Genomic DNA, 17,754 nt, shown 5'->3' with positions numbered 1-17,754 from the left:
TCCTTTCCGCTGATGGAGGGCCCTGGGCAGCACTGAGGGCGGGGCTGGGTGCTGCCCGAGGGCGTGACGGGGCAGGCCCAGGGGGCCAGGGAGGAGGAGCGCCGGGAGGCCGGCGGGAGGTTCAGGCCGTCAGGGCCGCGTGTGCGGCGGTGGCCAGAGGCAGGCTTACGCCGAGGCGAGCCTTGAGCTGGGGCGCGGTGATCGGCTGGCCGTGTGCGGCGCGGTGGGCGTCGGCGATCTCGCGGGCGGCGTCGAGCAGGGCCGGGGCCACCTTGACCGGTGAATGCGGCGCAGAGACTGGAGAGAGGGCGGGGGCCAACGGGGCGGGAGCCGGGGGCATCGCCGGCTCCGGGGCAGGAGCGGCTTCGGTCGGGTCGTCATCCGGCACGGTTTCCCTGCTCGGCTCCGGAAGGGCTACGGGGGCCGGGTGTCCAGCCCATACACCGGCTGGGGTGGCGACGGCGTGGAAGTGGCGCAGTAGCGCCGGGCCGACAGCGCCCCAGCCGAGTAGGAGCAGCGGGGCGACCGAGTCGACGCAGGCGCGGCCGTAGTGCCCGGCGATGATGGGTTCGGCGATGTTGAGGGCGAGAGTGAAGAAGCCGGAGGTGTGCATCAGCCGGGTCGCGCCCTTGAGGGCGTCGGCGGGGACGCCGCGCAGGGACAGGTAACGCAGGGCGACCAGGAGACCGAGGACGGACAGGTCGACCATGGGGGCGATCAGCGGTGCGATCGGGTTGGGGACGCCCAGGCGCAGGGCGAGGTTCCAGACGTTGCCGAAGGAGAACACGAACGCCAGCAGGGCGATGACCGCCATGACCACGGTGATCGTGCGCTGAGTGATCCGATCTTCTGACATGAGGGGTTTCACCTCCTTCCAGGACGAGTTGAGGGCAAGAGCAGGGGTCAGTCGCGGTCGAGGCCGGCCCGGTGGGCGGCGTTCGGCCCGAGGTAGGTCTCCAGAACCCGGCGTTCGCTGGCGTTGGCGACGAGGTAAGCGGCGATGCCGATCCGATCAGCCATGTCAAAGTCCTGGGCGGTGATCGCCCTGCGCATGTGCCGGATGTAGATCCTCATGACGCGGCGCATGTCAGGCCACCTTTGCCGGGGGCTCGGGGTCGGGCTTGGTGAGGTCCACCACCGGGCGGCCCGTCAGGTTCTCCAGCAGCCGCGCCGGGTGCTGCGTCAGGTGGGCGGTCTGCTCGGAAATGTGGGCGGCGTCTTCGTCGGCGACGTAGGGGGTACGGATGCGTACGAAGCCGGGGCGCCCGTGCTGGGACATGACCGCGACACCGACGTAGGCGGGGTCCTGGAGGTTGACCGGGCTGGCGTCGGGCCACTCGCGGATGTCGTCGCCGAGCGCGGCCACGGCGGCATCCGCGGTCTTCTGCGCGAAGGACAGACCGACCGGGCACACATCCCGGATGAAGGTGGGGATGGCGTCCCCGGTGGTCTTCTGCGTGGTCAGTACGGTCAGGAAGCCGACCGAACGGCCCTTCTTCACCAGGTCCTCCGTCAAACGGGCGTTGTCCGCCGCGAACGCGGCGAGCTTCCTCGTGGCCGGGTCGGAGCCTTTGTGGTCGCGATAGTAGGTGTGGGCTTCGTCGATGACGATGACGATCAGTGGCCAGTCGGCGGACGGGCCGACGTGCCACATGTTCTTCACGCCCAGGACGCTACGGATAGAGGCGGAGCGGGCGCGGCGCAGCTGCACCAGTTCCTTCAACAGCTTGTTCGCCTGCTCCAGGTCGTCGCCGCAGAACGCGAACGCCCGCTGGACGAGGTCGGCGTAGTCGCCCTCATAGGCGTGGGAGACCTTGCCGTCGAAGAAGACGAACTGCACGGCCGGCGAGGGTGCCCAGTCGCACACCAGCCGGTTCACGCATGAGGTCTTCCCGAAGCCCGGCAGGCCGCCGACAGCCATGCCGGGCACTTCCCTGAGGGGTACGACGACGGGCATGCCGAACTCGTCGACCCCCAGGTCCCATTTCGCGTGCTCCTCCAGAGGGCGGCCGGTGGGCACGTGCACGGTCGGCACGATCAGCGGGTCCACCCGCACCCCGCGCAGCAGGACCTGTCCGGGCCTGTCCCCGGGTAGTGCGGACACCCGCGTCATGCGCCAGGCGTCCGCCAGGTAGGGGGCTGCCTTCTGGAACTCCGCCAGACCCACCTTCGGCAAGCAGTTGGCCCACGCCATCACTCCGAAGGCGTCCGGCGTGACCTTGAGGGCCGGAACCAGGACCCGGGGCTTGGGCGGCGTGCCGTCCGTGTTCGCGAGCGAGGCCAGGGGGGTGGGCATCTTGTCCGTGACCGATAGTCCGCACATCTGGGCGAGTCGCTTCCAGCCCCAGCGAATCCGTATCGCCTGTCGGATACTGATCCGCTCCATCGGCGACGCCCGCAGGTAGCGGACGACCCAGATCACGGCCCACAGGGCGATCAGGCCGAGTCCCAGCCACGTTGCTCCGCGGAGCCAACCAGCCGCTTCGTTGAGTTCGTTCACCAGTCTTCCTTCGTGTCGTTCGGGAAACGCGCGGCATCGGACGCGCGGAGGAGCACAAGGGATGGGGGCGCATGCCCCAGAGGGGCAGCCGCTCCGTCGATGAAGATTGCGAACGGGCGGCTGCCATCTGGGGTCTCACCCCAGCCATGCGGGGAGCGGCGTCACGCCGCAGCGGACTCGGGCGCGGCCATGTCCTGCTGCACGTGACCGTCGACGAGTTCCAGCGCAGAGCAGCGGTAGGCCACGCCTTCCTGAAGCTGATCGTTGAAGATCCGCGCCCACGGGCTCGCGAAGAGGTCCACCGGGCGGACCAGTCGGCCCGGGTGCAGGCCGTTGGGCAGACCGGTCTGCGGGACGGTCACCTTGATCGCCTCGGCGCGCTCGCCTTCCATCACGAAGAGGGTCAGCGTGCACAGCGGCGCACCGGTCTCGAAGTCCACCGCGCGGACGCCGTTCTCCTGGTCCTTCCACTTCGGCACCGTCGGCGTGCCGACCATGACGTTCGTGGAGTCCAGCACGTGCACACGGATAACGGTCCTGGCCATGACAGTGAGGCCCTTCCTGTAGGGGGTGACCGGTAAATCCGGCCAGGACCAGATACAACCACATGTTTCAGTTAGCTGCAACGCTAGTCAACTGAAACGCTGAGGGTGCGAGTTCGCTGGTACTCCCGCGTGATCTAGCTGGGTGGCCGTATCCTGCGGCCATGACACTGCCCCTTGATCGGGACCACCGGCCCCCCTATGTGCAGGTCGCCGAGTACCTGCGACGCCAGATTCAGGCCGGCGTCCTGAAGCCTGGTGACCAGATCCCCCCGTCGCGGGAACTGCAGGAGAAGTTCGGCATCGCCAGCGCCACCGTGCAGAACGCGTTCCGCATGCTCAAGAACGAGGGGCTCATCTACGGCGTCCAGGGCAGGGGCAGTTTCGTGCGCCGGCCCGAAGGTGAACCCGAGCAAGCTCAGGACGAACCGGCCGGCGAGGGTGCACCCGAGAGCACGCCCCCCAAGCCGACGCCTTCCGAGACTCGCTACTTCAACCTCGCCATGGAGGTGGAGGAGCTGAAACATGAACTGGCAGGGCTGAAACAGGACATGGCCAAGATGGTCACTCTGATGCAGAAGATGGCAGACCACATCGACGAGCAAGAGAGTTGAGTTCCTGCGCTGCCCGCCGCATAAGCTCCGCGAACTCCGCTATCTCGATGGATAGTTGCTCCACGTCCGCTTCCAGCGCTGCGATCTCCCGCTCGTCCACCGCTTCCCCGTCCGTCGCTGTGCCGTTCATCCGTGTCGCCTCGTGAAACCCCTTGGTGGCCCGTTCTGGCGAAGCGCGCGTGCACCATTCGGCCGCTCGTCCGGGAAGCCTGCTGAAACCGGTCCTGCTGCCGCAACCCACGTGCCCGCCGGGCGGGAGCGGGCAGGAAAATCCTTTGTGACCTCCCGTCGCGCGGGCGGCGGAGTCGCAGGACGGCACGCCTGACGGGAAGCAATCGGCTGCTGTGGCCGACGCAGAGCCCGCCAGTCGTCTCCCACTCGCTCCACCTCCGTTGCCCTGCCCGCTGGGCCGTAGCCCTCCGGAAATTCGCAGAGAATCCGGACTCTCACTGGTTACAGGTGCCGGAAGGGCTGAGCGTGTGACGGTCAGCTGAGTGGCTTGAGTCACATCTATCGCCTTCGGTGGGCATGGGCTCCAGGCTCTCCGGCGTGAGCCGCGCGCGATCAGCAGAAGCTGATGACCCATCAGGTAGCGCACCTCACTCCCCCTTTCCGATGGCCCGCGCCCGGCGGGCATGCCTGTGGATAACTTTCAGCAGGGACATCAGACATGGCGGGGCCTGTGGATAGAGAACGGCGATCCGACGAATAGAACAGACTGAAACGGCAATAATGCGGATGAGATATGCCGAACACATCGAAACAGCCCGCCACCTACTGGCCGAAGCGACCGAAGGAGCGAGCTGTCCAAAGTTTCTTTACTGGATCAAGGCGGCCCGCTGGCGCGGGCCGCGCGGCGCGGCGGGCCCGCCCGCCGCTGGCTCCATGTCTCCGCCACCGCCCGCAGCGGCCCCGCCTGCTCGCGCCGCAGCCCGAGGAGCAGTCAGCCGGAACCGCGAAGAACCCTGTCAGTCACCCCAAGGTGCGCACGGTCGACAGAAGCGTGACGCTCGCCAATTCGGCACATATCACTGCGAATTGCTGTCAGCCACTTGCGGCGGGCGGCCAGCCTCAGCGCCGCAGACAGAAGCCATTTTTCAGCCGCAACCGACGGAGCGCCGGGGCCGGTGTGATGCGGAGGCTCGTGACGTTCGAAGAAGCGTGGCTGATGCCGGTGGGTGGTTGCTGGAGACACACGTGACGGGTGCGCGTTCGGCGCACCCGTCGCCGTGGCTGACTTTCGATGGTTCAGGTCAGGACCCTTCTCCAACTCGATGACAGAAAGCCCCGGTTGAGCAGGACCTCTGTTAGCGCACGCCAACCAGCCCGGTGCCATCCGCACCGGGGTCCTGACCGAGAACCGGGGATTCCGAGACCGGACCACCCGGATTGCTGTCCAGCCTGAAGGGTGGTCCGGCTTTCAGCTGTTGGCGCTCCCTCGGAGGAAGCCGCACCGCCCTCGGGGGCGAGACCGTACGACGGGACTACAGGGGAAGCCGTTCGATTTCGATGGCGAGCGCGCCGAGTGCTTCCTTCTCCGCCGGGTAGATCTCGCGGATGTTGGCGAGCTGCTGCTCGCGGGAGGACGCCGGGTTGACGTTCGCCGGGTCCTCCCCGTCGAGGAGTTCCTCGAACGTCTTGTACTCCGTCACCCGATTCACGTGAACGTCGCACGTCTCGTCCGTGCCCTTGATCCGGAAGCGGATGACGTCTCCGGCGGCCAGGTCTTCGAGGTGGGGGTACTTCACCCTCACCTCGATGGTCTTCTCACCTGCGGCGACGAGATCGAAGTACCGGCGGTAGAGGTTCAGTTCGCGGACGCGAGCGGCGGCGGTTTCCGTCATGGGGCGGGAACGCTCCTAGCTATTGCGGTGGTCATCAGCCGGCCGAGTTCACCGGCCGAGTACGAGCGGAAGAAGTGGCGTGGATCAGCGAGTAACACGTCGGTCAGACCGAGCAGACGGTCGACGTACTCAGCCAACGACCCCGGCCACTCCCGGGTGTCGAGCATCCACGGGGCCGCACCGTCCGGCAAGGGCGCTTGTCCCTCCCTGATAAGGGATTTGGACAGTTTCGCGCCCGTGTCGGTGACCACCTGCGGGCAGAACAGCCGGGCGGGCATCTGTCCGTGGGTGAGGCCAACGGCCTGTAGGGCGCCGTCGACGAGGAGACAGCCAGGCATCCAGTCGCCGCCCTTGACCATGACGTACAGCGTGCCGTCCGCTCCGGCGATGGCCAGTTCCTTGACGAGGTTCCGGTACAGGGTGGCGAGGTCGAGGTAGCCGCCGCTCGCAGGCTCGATGACGACCTCGTATGCGCCGTGGTGCAGGCACACGGCTGAGATGGTCGCCCGCTCGAAGCCGTCGTCACGGACGCGGGTGCGTTCGGCGTGCTTCTCGGCCCATCCGCAGCCGGGGCGCGGGCAGGGAACGCGAACGTGTGGCCGACCGGAGGACGGAGACAGGTACCAGCGGGCTGCTGCCATACGGGGCAACACACGCAGCCAGGTACGGCGGTAGTGCTCGCCTGCTTGCTGCTGGCTGTAGGTCTCGATGGAGTACGGCACTTCCAGCCGCTCGGACAGAGCGGCGAAGAGCGGGCGGTACAGCTTGTCGACCTGTTCCGCGATGCCGTCTTCACCGAGGGCTTGCGCGTAAGCCCGTTGGTAGCGGTGACCGGTCTCCTTGTCGGTGACGATGGCGTACGGGGCGTTGTCGAGGGCGCTGAACTGGACTTCGGCCGGTACGTCGAACTTGCCCCGGATGCGGGCCGCCGTGGCGAACGTGAGCGACTGAACCAGGGACGTTCCGATGTGCGGCGCTCCGTTGATCTGCGTTCCCACCACGAACACGATCCGCTCCGGAGCCGCAGTGACGATGTGCGGCCTGAGCAGGTCCTCAGCGTTTGTGAGCGCGTTGGCGAGAACGGTGTTCGGCGATACGGGATAGGTGGTCACCGCGCGTCTTCCCCTCGGTAGATGGGCAGGACTGCGCCGCAGAGCGGCGGATGTGCGTTCAGCGGTTGAACTGTGATTTGCGTGGTGGACCCGCCCCGCGCCGGGGGGAACCGGAAGAGACGCGGGGGCGGGAGTCATCGGGTCGGGCGACGCCCGCGGGAGCGTCGGTGACGGCCCACCCTCGTCGAGGGATCGGGCGGACCCTCGGCGAGGGCGGGATGTTGCGGGAGGCGTGGCCGGCGGGCCGGTAACGGGTACACGCGGAGGGAGTACCGGGCGTCGTAGTCCGTCACGGTGAACATGAACGTGTGGCCTGCGGCGAGAGCGCGTAGCGCGTGCTCGTACGCCTGGTCGCTTTCGGCCCAGGCACGCAACTCCACATCGGGACGCGGGATCTCCGGCCCGGTGACGACGAGCGGCGCGTCAGCGAGACTCATGGCCCCGAGGCCCGGGGACAGCAGCCGGGCGAGGCGGTGCGCGGAGGCTCTCAGCCACCGGGCCGCGAGGCGTGGGGAACGGCCGCGGTAGGTGGCGAGTAGGACTTCGCAGGAGCCACTGAGGTCGTGGGCGGTGGATTCACAGCGGAATGCGACAGGAGGTCGCACGAGGGCACGTGCAGAGGTCGGTGGGGCGAGCATCAGCACGTTCGGGCTCACCGCTTACGATCCTGGGCCGATTCCCTCGCCTTGATCATGCGGTCGAGCTGGGTGTGGAACAGCTCGACTTGCGCGGGGGTGAGAACGAGGAGCGACTCGCATGCGCCCCCGTCCTCGTAGTGGACGGTTACCGCCAGGCCCGCCTGCTGTGCACGGGGGTCGTATGCAGCGTCTCGGCGCATGGGCGTGACGTGGGTGACAGGTACCGGCACGGGCCGGAGGGTGCTTCCGTCCGACCTCGCGCGCCAGTCCACGCCACCGCCAGGCGGACGCAGTTGGTACGACGCCGAACTGTCGCTGGGCAGGGCGACGACCACCCCGACCGTTCCGTCCTTGGCGAGGTCGACAGCGAGGTCGCCAAGGCGTGGGTGAAAGGGGCTGCCTGCGGCTAACGCAGTCCTGGGCGTGGGGAGTTGCTTCGAGGTTCGATCGGCCATGCCCCGAAGCTAGGTGTGTGCTCAGGGTCCAATATGAACCGCAGGAATACGACCCTTACCCGTCGAGGTGGAAGCGGTCCGACATGCGGCGCAGCTTCTCACGGGTGCTCGCTCGCTCGGCGTACACGATGCTGCGCAGGGTTGACCGAGCGATGGGGTGGTTCCGAACGAGCTGGGGCGCGATGCGCTCGGCCTTCTCCAGTTCCTTCAGCGCCGAGTCGCGATTCCCGTCCCACAGCCAGGCACGCGCCAGGTCCATGTGGTGATGACCACGGCGGGAGTTGGGGAGCGACTCGATCAGGTCCGGACTTGTGCGCCGGTTTATCGACAGTGCCTTGCCCTGTTCGTGCATCTCCAGTGCGACGCTGATTGCGTGGATCTGCACATTGCCGGGCGAGAAGGTTGTGCTGTGGCGGTCGTACACCGGGGGGCCGGCGTACTCCGTCACTCGATCGGCTGCGGTCCGCGCGTGGTCGACTCGCTCGCGAGCTTCCGCACGGTGACCACCCCGAGCGGCGGAGATGGCCGCACGCAGTTGCAGGGAACCCCACGCCCGCACGGCGAGCGGCTCACCCAGGTCGTATCCCTCCTGCACGCTGCGGATGGCCTTGTCCGACAGGGCAATGGCGTCGTCCCAGTCCGCAGTAGCCCACATGTCCCAGACGCGCATCCAGTCGGCGACAGCCGGCAGGACGGGATCACCGGACTGTCGCGCAGACCATGCAGCCCGCTCACAGGCCATGGCGACCAGCTCCGGGTGCCCGAGGGCATGCGCGGAAGTGTGGGCGAACTTGCAGCACACCGCGTAAATCGCGTACGCCTCTTCCCGCTCGTGCCCCGTGGCGACCTCGGCCAGGGCGCGCGTCTCGCGGAACAGGTCAGGCAGCACCTCCATGATCGCCACGTTGGCGGCGGCATCGCGGAGACGGTGGAGCCGGGTGGTTTCCTGCCAGAGCTGACGGGCCGACCTGGGCGTGCCGTCAAAGACGGGGGTCAGGTCGTATCGACGCAGCTCGCGCATGATGGACGCGGCAGCGACCTGCCACTGATTCTCGGCCGGAGAGCTGTTGTACGGACGCCCGATGAGGTCGTTGGGGTGTACGTGCAACTCCGAGGCGAGCAGATTGAGCAGGCCGACGCGGTCGAGTTCGATGTGCCCGCGCTCCATCTTCGAGACCCACCCCTGCGTCTTGCCCAGGGCGGCAGCGAGGTCGGCCTGCGTCATGCCGAGGCGGAGCCGTGCGCGGCGTGCGCGACGGCCGATCTCTTCGGCTTCCTCCAGCATCGGTGCTCCATCCGTAGAGGCTTCTTCTCACGAAGGTACCGAGGGTGTGAGCCGAGTGTGGAGTGCTACAGGTCAGGACGGGCTCGGCAATGCCTTATGCGTCAGCGAATCGCCTCGTCCACAAGGACGACGTAGAGCAGGCCCCACGAGCGAGCCACTGCTCACGATGGCGGTCGATCATGCCCTGCGCCTCTGAGAGGGGATCCACTCGATGCGGTCGGATTCGTTCTTCTCCGTGGGCGGTCCGGCGTAGATGGCGTCGTCGATGCGGAAGACGTTGCGAGTCGGTGTGTTGGGTCCGGCAGGTGTCGGGCCCACTCGTGATGTTCTACATGCCATGTGAGGCTTCGAGGCCGGTCACTCCTACTACGCTAGGGCGCGATCGTGAGGGTCTGATCGGAGGGGGAAGCAGCGAGCTATGGGGCGTCCCTTCTGGGCCAACTTGGATGACGCATGGAACCGCCTATTTCATGGCCGTGGGCGCTCGGAGATACCGGACATTATCAATTGGGCGGATGTCAAGGAATCGTGGGGTGACATCCGTTCAAATGTAATCAACTCCTTGCGGAGCGGGCAGGTTGGTCCTGACTATGTTGAGGTTCTAGACCTTCCAAAGAATGCAGTAGCAGTACGCCCGATTTCCCGACTTTCGGTGCATGACCGTCTTGTTTATGACACGCTTATCTTCTCTATCGCAGAGCTAGTTGAGAAGCAACTACACGACAGTGTTTACAGTGCGAGGTGGGGAGAGAACGGTAAGTCATTCTGGAAGCCAATCGATTCATGGGTATCCATGCAAAAACGCGGCGTCAGAATGGTCAGCAAGACGCCGTTTCAGTTGGCCCGTACAGACGTTGTCTCTTTCTATGAGCATATAGATGTGGGTACGCTCGCAGTAGATATTCAATCGGCGGGTGCTAACTCATGGGTGACAGAGAGACTGATTTCTTGGCTCCGTATGTTTCAGTCGTCTAGCCACGCATGGGGGATACCGCAAGGACCGGACTCTTCGGCGATCCTGGCCAACCTTTACATGCTGCCGGTAGACGAGTTCGTGCATCGCTCCAAGTTCAAATATCTCCGATACTCCGACGATATGATGATATTTGACACGGAGCGTGAATCATTGCGAAGCGCTCTCCTGGAGATAAATTCCATTCTGCGCTCTCGCCGTCTTTCGATGTCGATGACGAAGACCAACATCTACGACGCCATATCAGCTCTCTCGCAACTCGAAAGTTTGGAAAAAGATGCAATCGCCTACGGGCTTAGAATCGGCGAGGTGGGTGTCGAGGAGAGACTGTACAAGCTATTTCTGGAAGCCGCTGAAGGTGAACAGAATGACCGAGACGTCAAGTTTTCCCTCTTCCGCATGGGAAACCATGATGACGATCGGGCGATTGCGTGGGTGCTGCGCAACCTAAAGGAAAGTCATCACTTGGCTAGCGAGCTTCTCAGATACTTGGAGTGTTTTCCGAGCCGACTTCCCGCAATTACCCGATCCTATATTTCGGCAATGCAGCGGGCCGCTGGCCATAAATACGACAACCTTGAACAGCGGATATTGCAGGCATCCGCGAGGCAAAATATTCACTCTGCAGATATTCGTGATATGGCATGGGCTATATTGGGGGACAAAAATAAGTCGAGTCTCCCGCGCGAATTTGCTGCTCGCTATCTCGGGAGGGTGAGTACCATCGCGGATGGACAGCTCCTGCGACGCGAGTTTGAGAATGAGGCGGATGTAAACGTGAGACGCGCCCTGCTCGTCGCAATGTATGAAGCAAGATCCGTCTCCCGTCCGCTTTTGAAGGCTCTGGCTGGTTCGAACTCGCAACTAACCTGGGTTAGCCGGTACTTGCTCGGAAATCCGCTGGTTCCACTACCGCGTTAGGAGTTGCCTTGCTAAGGCTCACCATTTACTTCTTGCTGGCCCTTGGGTCTGGGGTGGCTAGCTTCTTTATTACTAACTCAACCGTCGTCAATATGACGGCCGGCCTCAGCATGGGCCTTGCAGTTCCGGTCTTTGAGCAAATCGCCCAGAATCGAGAAAATCTGAGAATTCTCTGGTATTCATACCGCTATCGCAACCAGTCCGTCAGGATTTCGACCTCATACCTCTTCAAGATTTATGTTGACGGAAAGTATCTTTTGATTCATGGCTCTCGATGGCGTAACCAGTTCCAGCCCGTTGGTGGCGTTCACAAAGTGTCGCCGCAGGGAAGCGCCTCACTGTCTGCGATGGGCGTAACTGACGACGACCTGATTCCTGTAGACGCGGCCAGCTATCGTGATTTGCGTGTACGAGTTCCAGGGAGGAACCTCTTTCAGTTCTTCCGGTGGTTCGAATCTCGAGTAGGTCGGGAAGATTCTCCCTGGCGGGAATTTCAAGAAGAGTTGCTAGCTTCGCAAATCCTGCCGCAGGATAAATTTCCCCACATTATGCACAACTACCTTAAGCGCGAGGTGGACCCCATTCGATGGAGTGAATGGGCGCAGGCATTCGAAATCCTAGTGGCTGACATCTATGAAATCGTCCCGACTCCGGAGCAGACGCAGGCTTTTAGGGACCTTGTATCAACTCAGAACTCTGAGGTTGCGTGGGTGACAGCTGAGCAGATCAAACGTCGTGGGATAATCCCTGGGCAGCCTCCTACAATTGAAATTTCGGCCCACAGCAGGCGGATCCTATGACGCAGCCTAGAATTGACCTTCTGGCATCTATTTAATGACGACTACCTGATGGTCTTTCGCGACACAGATCCCGTTCTGGACGACGTAGCACTCAACGTAGTGTTTGCCGCGATATTTCGTCGGTTCGCTGCGAAACCGAGATCCGTTGTCTCGCTCGATCTGGCCGCGAATGCAATTCGCGGACACTGCCTCTGCGCCGGTGTTTCTCACCTTCCAATAGATCTCGTATGAACCGGGAACTGTGCACTCGGAGACGCGGAACTCAATGGCCCGTTCACGCCCAACCGCATTTCCATGCCTGCGTAGATTGAAATTTCGGAATCCGCGTTTTGCCACCACGTTAGCTGTGATCCTCACCCTGTATCTTGCGTTCAGCAACTCAGGGATTCCGTAGTCGCGATCGAGAAATTGCTCGGTGTCCGTGAAATTGGGCAACGTGACCGCTGCTTCCGAAGATTTCGTGACGGAGGAGACTGGGGTCTCAGCGAACGACTCGCCGAAGATCTTCCGCCACAGTCGGATACTTTCAGATCTATCTTCTTCAGCGAATGCTGCTCGAGCCCAGTCATTGTAAGTCTCTACTCTGTTGCGAAAGTTCTGATACTGGTCTTCATCCCAGCGATGATTAAAATTCTGTCCCGGGCAACTCGGGTCGTCAACGCTTGGCATCGTCGGATTGGATTGAAGGTAGTCATTCAGGTCCGAGAGGATATTCGTGAACGCAGTGGGCAAATCACAGTAGCGCTTTGAATCTCCAAGTAGCAGCACACTGTTCACCCTACCGCCAAGGAGGATATTCAGGATGATCGACTTGGCCGAGAAGGTATTCTTGTAATCTCGTAGGTATTTGAAGAGTCGAATAACTTTGACGAGTCGACCACTTGCAGTTCTGTTCTTCTCATCGAGCCATTCGTTGAATCCTTCCGGATTCGTTAGCTCAAATACGTCGTCGTCGCGATTTGTGACGTAGCGGCCGCCATGCCGCTCAAGATAGGGGACGACATCAATGTGGAACTCATTCGCGTAGTCGACCTTAACGCAGTGTGCGTGACGGCTCACCATGTGCCCGTAGGTTCCGCTCGCGTGAAATACCTTGTACAGTTCCTCGACGTAATCTTTCGCTGACCAGTCTGCGTTCTCTTCCATCTCCAGCAGTACATCGGCGTCGAACTCGTCGTACTTGCCAACTGGGTTGATCATGGTTCTGTGAGCGTAGGATCCTTGCGGAATCATGCCAATGTAGCGATTGGAGATGGGGGTTTCGCCATTTTTGAGAAAGTTGGAAACACTATTCACTCTGGAGTCTAGGGATTGTAGGCGAGTCTCGGACAGATTTACGCGGTCCGATAAAAATGTATTGAAGTGCTTAATTAGCTTCATGCCGGGTGTGCCTTTTCTGTCGTCTCTGGCTCGAAGGCGGCGAGGATCTCTGTAGTGATATGCTTATGGCGGGGTATTAGTGAAGCATTTATGTGCCTGGTGGGCAACGGGCTGTCGCGTATCGAAATTTGGTTCGCCTCTTCCCGCCCTCTGCGGGCCAACTCAACCAGGTGGCCCCAGTCCCGACGTCCGCTTCTCTGGCATCACGCGGTGCGCGGCGCGGGCGCTAGCCGTGTGGGAGCCGGGCGAAGACGGGAGCGCAGGCTCGGCCGGGGGTTGGGCCTGCGCCCGGGGAGCGGGGTGAGTCGCCTTGTGGAAAGGTCGCAACTTACTGGGTGAACCGCTCCGGCTCGAATGGAGAAGAAACCCGGCGGTTCAGGTGGACGCTAGTTCGAGAGTCTGACAGGTGGTGGCACACCCGTTGTTGATCGATCACTCGTGTTCAGGTGAGGTACTGGGTGAGCACGCCGGCGACGGCAGTGGCGACGGTGATCACAGCGGCGAAGGTAGCGGCAGCACGCATCAAAGCGGCCGGGTAGGTGGAGCTATCGAGGCGGGCCAGTGTGCCTGCGGCAGCGGCGGCCAGGAGTGCGAACACAACAGTCACGGTGGCTGTCAGTAGGACGACGGCGACACGGGTCACGATGATCTCCCTGCACATGGTGGGACGTTGATGTGACCGAAGTTCGCCGAAGCGATGTTCGCCGTGGTTCGGCCGGACGATGATGAACATCGGCGAACACATGCGACTGGGGGCCTCATGCCGAGCGCAGAACCCGATGGACGGGAAAGCCCGCTGGCCAAGCTGCGTGACAAGCTCAGCGATGGGCTGGCTCACAAAAGGCTGACCAAAACCCAGCTCGCTACCCGGTCGGGGCTGGGCCGTACGACCATCCAGGAAGCGTTCCGGGCGGACGGGGCTGTCCCGTCGGCTGAAACGGTAGTGGCGCTGGCCCGAGTGCTCGGCGTTTCCGAAGCGGAATTGCTGGATCTGCGGCGTAGGGCTGCCGCCCACCGGATCGGTTCAGTGCCCGGACACGGCGAAGGACCTGGCAGGCCGATCGGACAGTGGGATCCGCACGACCTAGAGGTCCATCCATCCGGATCCGCCGCAGCCGACAGCTCGGTGCGGGTGTTGTCCGGCTACGTCAGCCGTGCCCACGACCAGGTGTTGGTTGAGGCGGTGAGCGAAGTAATGGAGGGCCGCAGCCGGATGTTGGTCCTGGTCGGCTCGTCGTCTACGGGCAAGACACGGGCGTGCTGGGAGGCTGCCCAGCTGCTTGCTGAAGAGGGGTGGCGGCTCTGGCACCCCTACGACCCGACCAGGGCGGAAGCGGCGCTCGCCGACCTCGAACGCGTCGCGTCGTTCACGGTGGTGTGGCTTAACGAAGCCCAGCACTACTTCGGCCACCCCCAAGCAGGTGAGCGCATCGCCGCCGCCCTGCATACCCTCCTCACCGACCCCAGCCGCGGACCGGTCCTCATTCTGGGAACCCTCTGGCCCGAGTACGAGGACCAATACACCGCTATGCCCAGACCCGGCAGTCCCGACCCGCACAGCCGAGCCCGCGAGTTGCTCGCTGGCCGCACAGTGGCTGTCCCCGACACCTTCAACCAGGATGCGCTCAGAACTGCCGCTATCCTCGCCCAGGACGGTGACCGGCTGTTGGCGGATGCCCTTACCCGCGCTGGCACCCACGGGCGCGTCGCCCAAGACCTCGCTGGCGCCCCCGAACTCCTGCGCCGCTACAAGCACGGCGCCCCGGCCGTCCGGGCTTTGCTGGAAGCCGCGATGGACGCCCGCCGTCTCGGGATGGGCCTCCACCTCCCCCAAGCGTTCCTCACCGACGCCGCCGCCGACTATCTCACCGACGACGACTGGGATCGGCTCACCAACGACTGGGCAGAAGCCGCTTACGCGGACCTCGCCCGCCCTGTCCACGGCAAGCAGGTACCACTAGGCCGGACAAACCCCCGACCCGCGCGTCGTCCCCCGATCGGTCCGACGCCGGTCAGCGCTGCGGCTCCGCCAACGGGTCCTATGCTCCGCCTCGCCGACTATCTCGAACAGCACGGGAGAACCGCCCGCCGCCTACTCTGCCCACCAGCATCCTTCTGGCATGCCGCTCACACTCATCTCACTCACCCCGGCGACCTCAACAACCTCGCTGAAGCCGCCGCGGACATGGGCCGTTCGCAATGGGCCCACCACCTCCGCCTCCGAGCTGCCGGGGCCGGCCAACCCGACGCCGTGATCAAAGTGGCCTGGGCGCGGGAGAGAGCCGGGGACCGGGAGGGCGCTGAATCCTTGTTCTGGCAGGCTGCGGGTGCTGGGGACCCCAGAGGCCTGAAATTCTTGGGCCAGAGACTAGAGGGGGCCAGGGATTGGGAGGGTGCCGAGGCCTTTTACCGGCGGGCTGCCGACGCCGGTGACACAGATGCGACACGCGGTCTGGCGCGGCTGCGGGAACAGGTCGGAGATCTGGAGGGTGCCGAGGCTCTTTACCGGCGGGCCGCCGACACAGGTGATCCCAATTCCCTGTCCAATCTGATGATGATGTGGGAGCACGCCGGGGACCGGGAAGGTGCCGAAGCCATCGCCCGAGAAGCTACCGACGCCGGCGATACCTTGTGCTTCGAGATCCTTGCGGGAATGCGGGATGAAGCCGGGGACTGGGAAAGTGCCGAAGCCATCGCCCGGGAAGCCGCCGACGCCGGTGACATCTTCCCTCTGTTGCAGCTGTGGCGAGCGCGGCTCGACAACGGCGACTTGGAGGGCGCAGAATCCGCCTTCCGGCAGGCCGCGGAGGTCAACGGCGGCCCCACCCCCGCCCACCTGGCACGGAGTCGGGAGGAGGCCGGGGACCGAGAGGGTGCCGAAGCTCTTGCCTTGAAGGCTGCGGATGCTGGTGACTTCTACGTCCTTCGCGACCTAGAGCGAATGCGGGACGAGGCCGGGGACGATGAGGGCCTTGACGCCCTCTACCGACACGCCGCCGATGCTGGCCATCTCACCCCACTGCTGGGCAGGGGAATATGGCAGTACGGGCTGGACCCGGACGGCTCACCTTCATCTCCGTGGAGTGCGGAATAGGGGCAGCAGTTCAATCGTCGGGGATCCATGAGTGACGGCAACCCTGACGGCAACGACGGCACACAGAGGCTGATGATCACCACCGTTGGCGATCACTCCGGGAGGAGGCGACCCACCCTCCCAACAAGCTGCCCGATCCTACGGATCAGAAGGTTGCAGGTTCGAATCCTGCCGAGTGCACAGCAGAGCAGAGGCCCCGGAGAGATCCGGGGCCTCTGGTGTTTTCGCCTGGACAGTAGCGTGTGACGGCAACCGTTTCGGCGATGGGGGTACGGCGTCTTCGACGCGGTGATCAGCGGCTCACGGGCAGTGGAGCTGTTCAAATTTTCCTTACTGGATCGAGGCGGGCCCGCCTACGGCGGTCCGCGTGGGCTGGCGGCTCGTGGCCGCCGACGCTCCTTGTCTCCGCCACCGCTCCGGCGGTTTCCACCCGCTCAGCGCGCAGCACAAGAGAAGGGTGACCATGGCACGGACCGAGTACTACGACGACCCGGCGGCACCTGAGCCCAACAGCATGGTGGTCGCTGCGTCCGCCGTGGTCACCGACGACGAAGGGCGCCTGCTCCTGCAGCGCCGACGGGACAACGACCTTTGGGCTCTCCCCGGCGGCGGCATGGAGATGACGGACTCACTTCCCGGCACCGCCGTCCGGGAAGTGAAGGAGGAGACGGGGCTGGACGTGGAGATCACCGGGCTCGTGGGCACATACACCGACCCTCGCCACGTCATCGCCTACTCGGACGGCGAGGTGCGTAGACAGTTCAACGTCTGCTTCACCGCCCGCATGGTGGGCGGCCGACTTGCGATCTCGGACGAGTCCACGGAGTTGCGATTCGTCCAGCCGGAAGAGATCGATGAACTGCCGATGCACCACACACAGCGGCTCCGGATCCGTCACTTCCTGGAGCAGCATGAGCGGCCCTATCTCGGCTGACGTCATGCACCTGGAACCGGCATCCGAAATCTGGCCATATGGCACTGGACTACGAACGTGGTTACCACTGATCCACGCTGATCACGAGGAAGGCTGGTTGGTCGTCTGAAGACAGCGTGCGCGGCAGTGGCGCTGTCAGATCCTGGGTTTACGGTCCGGTGCATGGCGATCAGACCCTCAGTGCGTTGGCGTGTGCGTGTGGATGAAGAGGCGGCGGAGATCTCGGCGGGGAGGCGTTCGCCGCGGGATGCTTTTCTCGCGGAACTCTTTCCGGAGGCGCTGCTTGTGGCGACGGATGAGGCGTTGCGCGTATTCGAGGCGGGAGTGGAGACGCTTCGCGGCCAGGAGGACGCGAAGGTGTTCGAAGCGATCAGGCGTGTCGTTCTCGTGCTGAACGAGATCAACGAGGACCACGACGGCGCGGCTTACGAGACCGAAGAGCGTGAAGAACTGTGCCTCTACATCGATCAGACCCTGACGGAACACGGCGTCGACGTCCCAGCTCTGGCGGCGAGGCGGGGGATCAGCCGCACCGAGATCACTGACGACTGGCGAGACTGGTAGGCAGTTTCCGTACGGAGACGTGGCGACGGAGCGACGACGCTCTGGGGTGGCTTTGTCGGGGTGCCTCTCGCGTGCACCGTGTGACCTGCCCGGATCGG

General features: G+C 63.9%; 16 protein-coding genes and 1 pseudogene. 6 read left to right on the top strand and 11 right to left on the bottom strand.

What is annotated here, in order from left to right; genetic code table 11:
- Nucleotides 1-121: 121 nt before the first annotated feature.
- From ACIQPQ_RS21675 to ACIQPQ_RS21660, 4 genes are all read right to left on the bottom strand, one after another.
- Nucleotides 122-856 (bottom strand): DUF2637 domain-containing protein, encoded by a 735-nt coding sequence (locus ACIQPQ_RS21675; RefSeq protein ID WP_401306048.1) that lies wholly within the window; start codon nt 854-856, stop codon nt 122-124.
- 47 nt (nt 857-903) lie between these two features.
- Nucleotides 904-1,074 carry a hypothetical protein gene (locus ACIQPQ_RS21670; protein ID WP_401306047.1) on the bottom strand — a complete coding sequence of 57 codons (171 nt, stop codon included), beginning with the start codon at nt 1,072-1,074 and terminating at the stop codon, nt 904-906.
- Nucleotides 1,075-1,087: 13 nt separating this feature from the next.
- Nucleotides 1,088-2,500 carry an FtsK/SpoIIIE domain-containing protein gene (locus tag ACIQPQ_RS21665; RefSeq protein WP_401306046.1) on the bottom strand — a complete coding sequence of 471 codons (1,413 nt, stop codon included), beginning with the start codon at nt 2,498-2,500 and terminating at the stop codon, nt 1,088-1,090.
- A 161-nt stretch (nt 2,501-2,661) separates the two neighbouring features.
- Nucleotides 2,662-3,045: a hypothetical protein gene (locus ACIQPQ_RS21660; RefSeq protein ID WP_401306044.1), complete on the bottom strand. Its 384-nt coding sequence runs from the start codon at nt 3,043-3,045 to the stop codon at nt 2,662-2,664.
- 161 nt (nt 3,046-3,206) lie between these two features.
- Between ACIQPQ_RS21660 and ACIQPQ_RS21655 the strand changes: the two genes are divergently transcribed.
- Nucleotides 3,207-3,656, top strand: a complete 450-nt coding sequence (locus ACIQPQ_RS21655) for a GntR family transcriptional regulator (RefSeq protein ID WP_401306043.1) — start codon at nt 3,207-3,209, stop codon at nt 3,654-3,656.
- Between the two features lie 1,484 nt (nt 3,657-5,140).
- Here ACIQPQ_RS21655 and ACIQPQ_RS21650 read toward each other — a convergent pair.
- The 5 genes and pseudogenes from ACIQPQ_RS21650 to ACIQPQ_RS21630 form a co-directional block, all read right to left on the bottom strand.
- A complete protein-coding gene (locus ACIQPQ_RS21650; protein WP_401306042.1) occupies nt 5,141-5,500 on the bottom strand; it encodes an ASCH domain-containing protein in 360 nt (119 codons plus the stop codon).
- Entirely contained in the window at nt 5,497-6,612 is a 1,116-nt protein-coding gene (locus ACIQPQ_RS21645) for a hypothetical protein (RefSeq protein WP_401306041.1), read from the bottom strand. The genes ACIQPQ_RS21650 and ACIQPQ_RS21645 overlap by 4 nt, the downstream gene beginning before the upstream one ends.
- Before the next feature lie 652 nt (nt 6,613-7,264).
- Nucleotides 7,265-7,705, bottom strand: a complete 441-nt coding sequence (locus tag ACIQPQ_RS21640) for a hypothetical protein (protein WP_029183420.1) — start codon at nt 7,703-7,705, stop codon at nt 7,265-7,267.
- 55 nt (nt 7,706-7,760) lie between these two features.
- The gene (locus tag ACIQPQ_RS21635; protein ID WP_401306040.1) at nt 7,761-8,990 is read right to left on the bottom strand and encodes a helix-turn-helix domain-containing protein; all 1,230 of its coding nucleotides are present in this window, start codon (nt 8,988-8,990) and stop codon (nt 7,761-7,763) included.
- A gap of 101 nt (nt 8,991-9,091) precedes the next feature.
- Nucleotides 9,092-9,269 (bottom strand): annotated as a pseudogene (locus ACIQPQ_RS21630) (NUDIX hydrolase); the annotation flags it as partial.
- 139 nt (nt 9,270-9,408) lie between these two features.
- On the opposite strand from ACIQPQ_RS21630, the gene ACIQPQ_RS21625 reads away from it, so the two are divergent.
- Both ACIQPQ_RS21625 and ACIQPQ_RS21620 read left to right on the top strand, forming a co-directional pair.
- Entirely contained in the window at nt 9,409-10,884 is a 1,476-nt protein-coding gene (locus tag ACIQPQ_RS21625) for an RNA-directed DNA polymerase (protein ID WP_401306038.1), read from the top strand.
- Nucleotides 10,885-10,892: 8 nt separating this feature from the next.
- Nucleotides 10,893-11,684, top strand: a complete 792-nt coding sequence (locus ACIQPQ_RS21620; RefSeq protein ID WP_401306036.1) for a hypothetical protein — start codon at nt 10,893-10,895, stop codon at nt 11,682-11,684.
- A gap of 27 nt (nt 11,685-11,711) precedes the next feature.
- On the opposite strand, the gene ACIQPQ_RS21615 is transcribed toward ACIQPQ_RS21620, so the two are convergent.
- Together ACIQPQ_RS21615 and ACIQPQ_RS21610 are read right to left on the bottom strand one after the other, a co-directional pair.
- Nucleotides 11,712-13,064 carry a cyclic GMP-AMP synthase DncV-like nucleotidyltransferase gene (locus tag ACIQPQ_RS21615; protein ID WP_401306034.1) on the bottom strand — a complete coding sequence of 451 codons (1,353 nt, stop codon included), beginning with the start codon at nt 13,062-13,064 and terminating at the stop codon, nt 11,712-11,714.
- 442 nt (nt 13,065-13,506) lie between these two features.
- Nucleotides 13,507-13,797: a hypothetical protein gene (locus tag ACIQPQ_RS21610; protein WP_401306032.1), complete on the bottom strand. Its 291-nt coding sequence runs from the start codon at nt 13,795-13,797 to the stop codon at nt 13,507-13,509.
- 27 nt (nt 13,798-13,824) lie between these two features.
- Here ACIQPQ_RS21610 and ACIQPQ_RS21605 point away from each other — a divergent pair, with 27 nt between their 5' ends.
- The 3 genes from ACIQPQ_RS21605 to ACIQPQ_RS21595 all read left to right on the top strand — a co-directional run bounded on the left by ACIQPQ_RS21605 (nt 13,825) and on the right by ACIQPQ_RS21595 (nt 17,656).
- The gene (locus ACIQPQ_RS21605; protein ID WP_401306030.1) at nt 13,825-16,158 is read left to right on the top strand and encodes a helix-turn-helix domain-containing protein; all 2,334 of its coding nucleotides are present in this window, start codon (nt 13,825-13,827) and stop codon (nt 16,156-16,158) included.
- Between the two features lie 463 nt (nt 16,159-16,621).
- Nucleotides 16,622-17,092: an NUDIX domain-containing protein gene (locus tag ACIQPQ_RS21600; RefSeq protein ID WP_401306028.1), complete on the top strand. Its 471-nt coding sequence runs from the start codon at nt 16,622-16,624 to the stop codon at nt 17,090-17,092.
- A gap of 162 nt (nt 17,093-17,254) precedes the next feature.
- Nucleotides 17,255-17,656: a hypothetical protein gene (locus tag ACIQPQ_RS21595; protein WP_401306026.1), complete on the top strand. Its 402-nt coding sequence runs from the start codon at nt 17,255-17,257 to the stop codon at nt 17,654-17,656.
- Nucleotides 17,657-17,754 lie beyond the last annotated feature (98 nt).

The organism is Streptomyces sp. NPDC091281 (assembly GCF_044757425.1).
Taxonomy (GTDB): Bacteria; Actinomycetota; Actinomycetes; order Streptomycetales; family Streptomycetaceae; genus Streptomyces.
Note: the sequence above shows the minus strand (reverse complement) of the source record. Positions and strands in the feature narration are given on the sequence as shown.

Bases quoted from the DNA above. Each gene is read 5' to 3' on its own strand.
- ACIQPQ_RS21625 (WP_401306038.1), top strand. From the start codon at position 9,409: ATGGGGCGTCCCTTCTGGGCCAACTTGGATGACGCATGGAACCGCCTA.
- ACIQPQ_RS21660 (WP_401306044.1), bottom strand. From the start codon at position 3,045: ATGGCCAGGACCGTTATCCGTGTGCACGTGCTGGACTCCACGAACGTC.
- ACIQPQ_RS21650 (WP_401306042.1), bottom strand. From the start codon at position 5,500: ATGACGGAAACCGCCGCCGCTCGCGTCCGCGAACTGAACCTCTACCGC.
- ACIQPQ_RS21615 (WP_401306034.1), bottom strand. From the start codon at position 13,064: ATGAAGCTAATTAAGCACTTCAATACATTTTTATCGGACCGCGTAAAT.
- ACIQPQ_RS21600 (WP_401306028.1), top strand. From the start codon at position 16,622: ATGGCACGGACCGAGTACTACGACGACCCGGCGGCACCTGAGCCCAAC.
- ACIQPQ_RS21670 (WP_401306047.1), bottom strand. From the start codon at position 1,074: ATGAGGATCTACATCCGGCACATGCGCAGGGCGATCACCGCCCAGGAC.
- ACIQPQ_RS21635 (WP_401306040.1), bottom strand. From the start codon at position 8,990: ATGCTGGAGGAAGCCGAAGAGATCGGCCGTCGCGCACGCCGCGCACGG.
- ACIQPQ_RS21675 (WP_401306048.1), bottom strand. From the start codon at position 856: ATGTCAGAAGATCGGATCACTCAGCGCACGATCACCGTGGTCATGGCG.
- ACIQPQ_RS21610 (WP_401306032.1), bottom strand. From the start codon at position 13,797: ATGTTCATCATCGTCCGGCCGAACCACGGCGAACATCGCTTCGGCGAA.
- ACIQPQ_RS21605 (WP_401306030.1), top strand. From the start codon at position 13,825: ATGCCGAGCGCAGAACCCGATGGACGGGAAAGCCCGCTGGCCAAGCTG.
- ACIQPQ_RS21595 (WP_401306026.1), top strand. From the start codon at position 17,255: ATGGCGATCAGACCCTCAGTGCGTTGGCGTGTGCGTGTGGATGAAGAG.
- ACIQPQ_RS21655 (WP_401306043.1), top strand. From the start codon at position 3,207: ATGACACTGCCCCTTGATCGGGACCACCGGCCCCCCTATGTGCAGGTC.
- ACIQPQ_RS21640 (WP_029183420.1), bottom strand. From the start codon at position 7,705: ATGGCCGATCGAACCTCGAAGCAACTCCCCACGCCCAGGACTGCGTTA.